7 protein-coding genes are annotated in these 7,751 nt (G+C 59.9%); 4 read left to right on the top strand and 3 right to left on the bottom strand.

Annotation, left to right across the window (positions count from 1 at the left end; translation table 11 throughout):
• Positions 1 to 212: 212 nt before the first annotated feature.
• The gene (locus tag BFP90_RS08935; protein WP_003171734.1) at positions 213 to 650 is read right to left on the bottom strand and encodes a YhcB family protein; all 438 of its coding nucleotides are present in this window, start codon (positions 648 to 650) and stop codon (positions 213 to 215) included.
• Between the two features lie 146 nt (positions 651 to 796).
• Here BFP90_RS08935 and BFP90_RS08930 point away from each other — a divergent pair, with 146 nt between their 5' ends.
• The 3 genes from BFP90_RS08930 to zapE all read left to right on the top strand — a co-directional run bounded on the left by BFP90_RS08930 (position 797) and on the right by zapE (position 3,969).
• Positions 797 to 1,426, top strand: coding sequence for an alpha/beta hydrolase (locus tag BFP90_RS08930; protein WP_065883666.1), 630 nt, complete (start codon positions 797 to 799; stop codon positions 1,424 to 1,426).
• Positions 1,427 to 1,442: 16 nt separating this feature from the next.
• On the top strand, positions 1,443 to 2,795 hold the full coding sequence (locus BFP90_RS08925; protein WP_065896484.1) for a tryptophan--tRNA ligase: 1,353 nt from the start codon (positions 1,443 to 1,445) through the stop codon (positions 2,793 to 2,795).
• A 79-nt stretch (positions 2,796 to 2,874) separates the two neighbouring features.
• Entirely contained in the window at positions 2,875 to 3,969 is a 1,095-nt protein-coding gene (gene zapE, locus BFP90_RS08920; RefSeq protein WP_057724535.1) for a cell division protein ZapE, read from the top strand.
• 128 nt (positions 3,970 to 4,097) lie between these two features.
• On the opposite strand, the gene BFP90_RS08915 is transcribed toward zapE, so the two are convergent.
• Positions 4,098 to 5,018 carry a GlxA family transcriptional regulator gene (locus BFP90_RS08915; protein WP_170827557.1) on the bottom strand — a complete coding sequence of 307 codons (921 nt, stop codon included), beginning with the start codon at positions 5,016 to 5,018 and terminating at the stop codon, positions 4,098 to 4,100.
• 220 nt (positions 5,019 to 5,238) lie between these two features.
• On the opposite strand from BFP90_RS08915, the gene BFP90_RS08910 reads away from it, so the two are divergent.
• Positions 5,239 to 6,375 carry an acyl-CoA dehydrogenase family protein gene (locus BFP90_RS08910; RefSeq protein ID WP_065893635.1) on the top strand — a complete coding sequence of 379 codons (1,137 nt, stop codon included), beginning with the start codon at positions 5,239 to 5,241 and terminating at the stop codon, positions 6,373 to 6,375.
• 115 nt (positions 6,376 to 6,490) lie between these two features.
• Here the strand turns inward: BFP90_RS08910 and BFP90_RS08905 are convergent, their stop codons facing one another.
• Positions 6,491 to 7,531 (bottom strand): NADP(H)-dependent aldo-keto reductase, encoded by a 1,041-nt coding sequence (locus BFP90_RS08905; protein ID WP_065896483.1) that lies wholly within the window; start codon positions 7,529 to 7,531, stop codon positions 6,491 to 6,493.
• Between the last annotated feature and the right edge of the window lie 220 nt (positions 7,532 to 7,751).

Raw genomic sequence — 7,751 nt, 5'->3', positions numbered from 1 at the left:
ACGGGGCGCCTAGGATCAAAAGCAGATCAAGATCAAGAGCGACTCGCTTCGCATCGTGGTTACGGTTGGGTGCTACGCAGGTGTGTAGATACGTATGGCCATCGGGGGCAAGCCCCCTCCCACATTAGATCTCCATGGTCAGGGAAACTTAGCCCCCAACAAAAAGCCCGGCTGATCATCGATCAGCCGGGCTTTTTAATTGCTTGAATGAATTACTTCTTCAAACCGTAATGCTCATCCAGCATGCCGGGGGCGTTCGGCGTTTTTGGCGCGTAGTCCCGCGGCGGTTCCTGGTTTTCCCGGGGCGGGGTCAGGCGTTCCCGTGGGGTTTGCGGTGCATCGGAATGCAGCGCGGCCAGCAGGCGCTGGCGGGTGATGTCGTCGAGGGCCAGGCGGTTTGCACCATCGGCGAGATGATCCTGTACTTCCTGGTAGCTTTGGGTGAGCTTCTTGACCAGGGTCGCGGTGCTGTTGAAGTGGGTAACAACCTCGTTCTGATAACTGTCAAAACGTTCCTGAATGTCATCCAACTGACGTTGCGTGCGGTTAGGCGCGGCATTCGGCAGCAGGCGAGCAACCAGGAATCCAATGGCGACACCGGCAACCAGGGCAAGAGTCGGCAACAACCAAACTAAGAGCGAGTGTTCCACGAGTCCTTCCTCTATAAACGGCTTTGCTTTACGTTAACGGCTCAAACCTGCGCTGTATACCGCGATTAAGCTCGCAATGATGCCATGCACAGACTTTTAGCTAGACGAGTCGACCCCTTGAGAGGTCACGGAGTTCATCCTTGCTCATGCGTGAAACCCCCGTTTTGATCGATGGCCCGGTGGGCCAACTGGAAGCCCTGTATCTGGATCACCCCGAACCACGTGGCCTGGCGCTGATCTGCCACCCCAACCCGGTGCAGGGCGGGACCATGCTCAATAAAGTGGTGTCGACCCTGCAGCGCACCGCGCGCGATGCCGGTTTGATTACGTTGCGTTTCAATTATCGTGGTGTCGGCGCCAGCGCCGGTTCCCACGATATGGCCAGCGGTGAAGTCGACGATGCCGAAGCGGCCGCCACCTGGTTGCGCGAAAAACACCCGCAGTTGCCGCTGACCCTGCTGGGGTTTTCCTTTGGTGGGTATGTGGCCGCAAGCCTCGGCGGCCGCCTGGAAGCCAAGGGCGAAAAGCTTGCGCACCTGTTCATGGTCGCCGCCGCCGTGATGCGTCTGCGCGACACCGATGTGCTGCCGCAGGGTTGCCCGTTGACCCTGATCCAGCCGGAAACCGACGAAGTGGTCGACCCGCAAGTTGTCTACGACTGGTCCGCCGCCTTGAATCGCCCCCATACGCTGCTGAAAGTGGCAGAATGCGGACACTTTTTTCATGGCAAGCTGACCGATCTCAAGGATCTGGTGCTGCCACGCCTTTCGAATTGACGACAAGCGATCACCCATGACGACCCGTACCCGCATCCTCACCGGCATCACCACCACCGGCACGCCGCACCTGGGCAACTACGCCGGTGCGATCCGCCCGGCGATCCTTGCCAGCGAAGACGCCAATGCCGATTCCTTCTACTTCCTGGCCGACTACCACGCCCTGATCAAGTGCGATGACCCGCAGCGCATCCAGCGCTCGCGCATGGAAATCGCCGCGACCTGGCTGGCCGGCGGCCTGGATGTGAACCGAGTGACGTTCTACCGCCAGTCCGACATCCCCGAGATCCCCGAGCTGACCTGGCTGCTGACCTGTGTGGCCGCCAAAGGCCTGCTCAACCGCGCCCACGCCTACAAGGCGTCGGTGGACAAAAACGTGGAGAGCGGCGAAGACCCGGACGCGGGCATCAGCATGGGCCTGTACAGCTACCCGGTATTGATGGCGGCGGACATCCTGATGTTCAACGCGCACAAGGTGCCGGTCGGCCGCGACCAGATCCAGCACGTGGAAATGGCCCGTGATATCGGCCAGCGTTTCAACCACCTGTTCGGCAACGGTAAAGAATTCTTCACCATGCCTGAAGCGTTGATCGAAGAAAGCGTCGCCACCTTGCCGGGCCTGGACGGGCGCAAGATGTCCAAGAGCTATGACAACACCATCCCGTTGTTCACCAGCGCCAAGGACATGAAGGAGTCGATCTCGCGGATCGTCACCGATTCGCGCGCGCCAGGCGAAGCCAAGGACCCGGACAATTCCCACCTGTTCACCCTGTACCAGGCATTCGCGACCAAGGCCCAGGAAGAAGAATTCCGTGGTGAGCTGCTGCAAGGCCTGGGCTGGGGCGAGGCGAAGAACCGTCTGTTCCAACTGCTCGACGGCCAACTCGGTGAAGCGCGCGAGCGTTATCACCAACTGATGTCGCGCCCGTCCGACATGGAAGACCTGCTGCTGGTCGGTGCGAAAAAAGCCCGTGCCGTGGCGGCGCCGTTCCTGGCTGAGCTGCGCGAAGCGGTGGGCCTGCGCTCGTTCGTCAACCAGGCTGCGGCGCCGGTCGCCACCAAGAAGAAAGCAGCGAAGGCTGCGCGCTTCGTGAGCTTTCGTGAGGACGACGGCAGCTTCCGCTTCCGCCTGCTGGCGGCCGATGGCGAGCAACTGCTGCTGTCGCGCCACTTCGCCGACGGCAAAGCGGCAGGCGCGGTGACCAGGCAATTGCAGAGCGGTGATTTGGACATACGCACCGAGGCCCAGCGCTTCAGCGTATGGCTGGACGACGCCGCTGTGGCTGACAGCGCCGAGTTCGCCGACAGCGTCTCCCGCGATGCCGCCATCGCTGCGTTGCGCGTCGCGTTGGCCCCTTCCGAGGATTAACCCGACCAAGGGTTGATTGCCATTATCCAGGGCCGTCGTTACAGTGACGGCCCGTTTTTGTTGCCTTGCTAACGAAATTATGACGCCCCTAGAACGATATCAAGCTGATCTGAAACGCCCTGACTTCTTCCATGACGCGGCCCAGGAAAATGCGGTGCGTCATTTGCAGCGCCTGTATGAAGACCTGGTCGCAGCCTCGCAAACCAAGCCGGGGATGTTCAGCAAGCTGTTTGGCAAAAAAGACCACACGCCGGTCAAGGGCCTGTACTTCTGGGGTGGCGTCGGCCGGGGCAAGACTTACCTGGTGGACACTTTCTTCGAAGCGCTGCCGTTCAAGGAAAAGGTGCGTACCCACTTCCACCGCTTCATGAAGCGTGTGCACGAAGAAATGAAGACCCTGCCGGGGGAAAAGAACCCGCTGACGATCATTGCCAAGCGTTTCTCCGACGAAGCGCGGGTGATCTGCTTCGATGAGTTCTTCGTCTCCGACATCACCGACGCCATGATCCTCGGCACCTTGATGGAAGAGCTGTTCAAGAACGGCGTGACCCTGGTCGCCACCTCGAACATCGTGCCCGATGGCCTCTACAAGGACGGCCTGCAGCGCGCGCGCTTCCTGCCGGCCATTGCGTTGATCAAGCAGAACACCGATATCGTCAATGTCGACAGCGGCGTCGACTATCGTTTGCGTCACCTTGAGCAGGCGGAGCTGTTCCACTTTCCGCTCAACGAAGCGGCCCACGAAAGCCTGAAGAAAAGCTTCCGCGCGTTGACGCCGGAATGCACCCAGGCGGTGGAAAACGACAAGTTGATGATCGAGAACCGCGAAATCATCGCCTTGCGTACCTGCGATGACGTGGCCTGGTTCGAATTCCGTCAACTGTGCGACGGCCCGCGTAGCCAGAACGACTACATCGAACTGGGCAAGATCTTCCATGCGGTGATCTTGAGCGGTGTAGAGCAGATGGGCGTGACCACCGACGACATTGCGCGGCGCTTTATCAACATGGTCGACGAGTTCTACGACCGTAACGTCAAGCTGATCATCTCGGCGGAAGTCGAACTCAAGGACCTGTATACCGGCGGGCGCTTGAACTTCGAATTCCAGCGCACCTTGAGCCGTTTGCTGGAAATGCAGTCCCACGAATTCCTGTCGCGCGGACACAAACCCTAAGATCAATGCAAATCAAACTGTGGGAGGGGGCTTGCCCCCGATAGCGGTGGATCAGTCAACTCATGCAGTGACTGACACCCTGCTATCGGGGGCAAGCCCCCTCCCACATTGGTTTTGTGTATATCCAGTTACGCGGCCTGCTGGAATTGCTGGCGGTATTGATTCGGCGACAACTCCGTGTGCTGCCTGAACAACCGCGCAAAGAAGCTCGCATCGTCGTAACCCACCTCATAGCTGATGGTCTTGATGCTCTTGCGGCTGCCCGACAGCAGGCCCTTGGCGGTCTCGATGCGCAAGCGTTGCAGATAATGCAGCGGCTTGTCGCCGGTGGCGGCCTGGAAGCGGCGCATGAAGTTGCGGATGCTCATGCCGTGCTCCCTGGCGACGTCTTCGAAGCGGAACTTGTCGGCAAAGTGTTCTTCGAGCCAATGCTGGATCTGCAGGATGATCACATCCTGGTGCAGCTTCTGCCCGCCGAAACCGATCCGCCCCGGCGAATAGCTGCGTTGCACCTCATACAGAATGTCGCGGGCCACGGCCTGGGCGATGTTGGCCCCGCAGAAGCGTTCGATCAGATAAATGTAGAGGTCGCAGGCTGAGGTAGTGCCGCCGGCGCAGTACAGGTTGTCGGCGTCGGTCAGGTGCTTGTCCTGGTTGAGCTGCACCTGGGGGAAGCGTTCGCTGAATACAGTGAAGAAGCGCCAGTAAGTGGTCGCTTCCTTGCCATCGAGCAGGCCGGCTTCGGCCAGCCAGAATACCCCGGTGGCTTCGCCGCACAGCACGGCGCCGCGGGCGTGTTGTTCGCGCAGCCACGGCAGCACCTGGGGGTAGCGGGTGCACATGGCGTCGAAGTCGTCCCAGAAGGCCGGCAGCACGATGATGTCGGCATCTTCCAGGCCGCCGTCCACCGGCATGATCACATCGCTGAAACTGCGCACCGATTGCCCGTCGGGGCTGACCAGGCGCGTTTCAAAGGCAGGGGTCAGGCCCAGGCCTTGTTGCTTGCCATAACGCAGGCTGGCGAGGTGGAAAAAATCCTTGGCTTGCATGAGGGTGGAAGCGAATACCCGATCAATGGCCAGAATGCTGACGCGCCGCAGGGGCGTGGAGATTTGGTTAGACATAATTTCATTTATTCTTATAGGGGAAAGTGGTCACCAGACGGCTGGATCGTCTTATTTTTTGTCGCATGTGTCCAGTGTCCCGTGACGCATTCGCGGCATAGGCTCTGTGGGGTCATTTTTGTCCGACAATCCACGCAGGTGACCCATGATTGCCAGAACCTTGTTCAGCCCGGAGCACGAACTCTTTCGCGACAGCGTGGGCACCTTTCTTGAAAAGGAGGCGGCGCCCTTCCATGGGCAATGGGAGAAACAGGGTCATATCGACCGCAGCCTGTGGAACAAGGCGGGGGAGGCGGGGATGCTGTGTTCGCACGTGCCGGAAGAATACGGCGGGCTGGGCGCGGACTTTCTCTACAGCGCGGTGGTGATCGAAGAGATCAGTCGCCTGGGCTTGACCGGCATTGGTTTTTCACTGCATTCGGACATTGTCGCGCCGTACATCCTTCACTACGGCAGCGAAACGCTGAAACACAAATACTTGCCCAAGTTGGTTTCGGGCGAGAAGGTCACGGCCATTGCCATGACCGAGCCGGGGGCCGGCTCCGACCTGCAAGGGGTGAAGACCACGGCAGTGGCGGACGGTGATGACTATGTGATCAACGGCTCCAAGACCTTTATCACCAACGGCTATCTGGCCGACCTGGTGATCGTGGTCGCCAAGACCGATCCCAAGGCCGGCGCGAAGGGCACCAGCCTGTTCCTGGTGGAAGCCGATACACCGGGCTTCGCCAAGGGCAAGCGCCTGGAGAAGGTCGGCATGAAGGCCCAGGACACCTCGGAGTTGTTCTTCCAGGATGTGCGTGTGCCCAAGGAAAACCTGCTGGGCCAGTCCGGAATGGGCTTTGCGTACCTGATGCAGGAACTGCCCCAGGAGCGGCTGACCGTGGCGATTGGCGCGCTGTCTTCAGCGGAGGCGGCGCTGCAGTGGACGTTGGATTACACCCGCGAGCGCAAGGCGTTCGGCAAGGCGATTGCCGACTTTCAGAACACCCGGTTCAAGCTGGCGGAGATGGCCACCGAGATTCAAATCGGCCGCGTGTTCGTGGATAAATGCCTGGCACTGCACTTGGAAGGCAAGCTGGATGTGCCCACTGCGGCAATGGCCAAGTATTGGGCCACGGACCTGCAATGCAAGGTGCTCGATGAGTGCGTGCAACTGCACGGCGGCTACGGCTTCATGTGGGAATACCCGATTGCGCGGGCGTGGGCGGATGCGCGCGTGCAGCGCATTTATGCGGGGACCAATGAGATCATGAAGGAGATTATTGCGCGGGCGCTTTGATTGTGTGGTGTGGCTGATGGCCTCATCGGGGGCAAGCCCCCTCCCACACATTTTGATCTGTGAACAGGGTCAAGTGTGGGAGGGGGCTTGCCCCCGATGGCGGCCTGAAGGTCAATCAGGGCGCCGGATTCGGATGATCCTTCTGAATCGCCTCAATCCCTTCCAGCACTTCTTTCGACAGTTTCAAATCGGCACTGGCAATGTTGCTGTCCAGTTGCTCCAGGCTCGTGGCGCCGATGATATTGCTGGTCACAAACGGCTGTTGCGTCACAAACGCCAGCGCCATCTGCGCCGGGTCCAGGCCATGTTCCCGCGCCAATGCCACATAACGGCTGCACGCCGCTTCCGACTGCGGATTGAAGTAGCGACTGAAGCGGCTGTACTGCGTCAGACGCGCCTTGGCCGGGCGCGCGCCGCCCTCGTACTTGCCGCTGAGCATGCCGAACGCCAGGGGCGAGTAGGCCAGCAAGCCGCATTGTTCGCGAATCGCGATTTCCGCCAGGCCCACTTCAAAGCTGCGGTTGAGCAGGTTGTAGGGGTTCTGGATCGACACCGCACGGCTCCAGCCACGGGCTTGGGCCAGGGCCAGGAATTTCATGGTGCCCCACGGCGTTTCGTTGGACAGGCCGATGTGGCGGATCTTGCCGGCCTTGACCTGCTCATCCAGCGCTTCGAGGGTTTCCTCCAGCGGGGTGAGGTCGTCTTCGTCCTTGTGCTTGTAGCTCAATTGGCCGAAAAAGTTGGTGCTGCGCTCCGGCCAGTGCAGTTGGTAGAGGTCGATCCAGTCGGTCTGCAGGCGTTTGAGGCTGGCGTCTAGCGCCTCGGCAATGTGCTTGCGGTTATGGCGCAGATGACCGTCGCGGATGTAATCGATGGTGTTGCCGGGGCCGGCGATCTTGCTGGCGAGGATCCAGTCGGCGCGGTCGCCACGGCTCTTGAAGTAATTGCCGATATAACGCTCGGTCGTGGCATAGGTATCGGCTTTGGGCGGTACCGGGTACATTTCCGCCGTATCGAGGAAGTTGATTCCGGCCGCCTTGGCCCGTTCGATCTGGGCGAAGGCCTCTGCCTCGCTGTTCTGCTCACCCCAGGTCATGGTGCCCAGGGCGATCGCGCTTACGTTCAGATCGGTCCGGCCCAGCTGTCGATAATCCATCGGGTACTCCTTCAGGGGAAAACAATCATAAAAGCAGGTTGAATTTTTTTTCGCAATCTGCATAATTGCCCACCTCTTTCTGCAGTGGAAGTGATGCGCCGCCTGCCGAAGAATCTTGCCGTTGAACGGACGCGCTGACCCGAGCCCCCGATAGCGTCTGTATCCGGCTGCCTTTGACCTTGTCAAAGTACGCACTATTCAGTAAGATCCGCCGTCTAAT

Source organism: Pseudomonas sp. 24 E 13 (genome assembly GCF_900004715.1).
Lineage (GTDB): Bacteria > Pseudomonadota > Gammaproteobacteria > Pseudomonadales > Pseudomonadaceae > Aquipseudomonas > Aquipseudomonas orientalis_A.
This window is presented reverse-complemented; position numbering and strand designations above follow the sequence as displayed.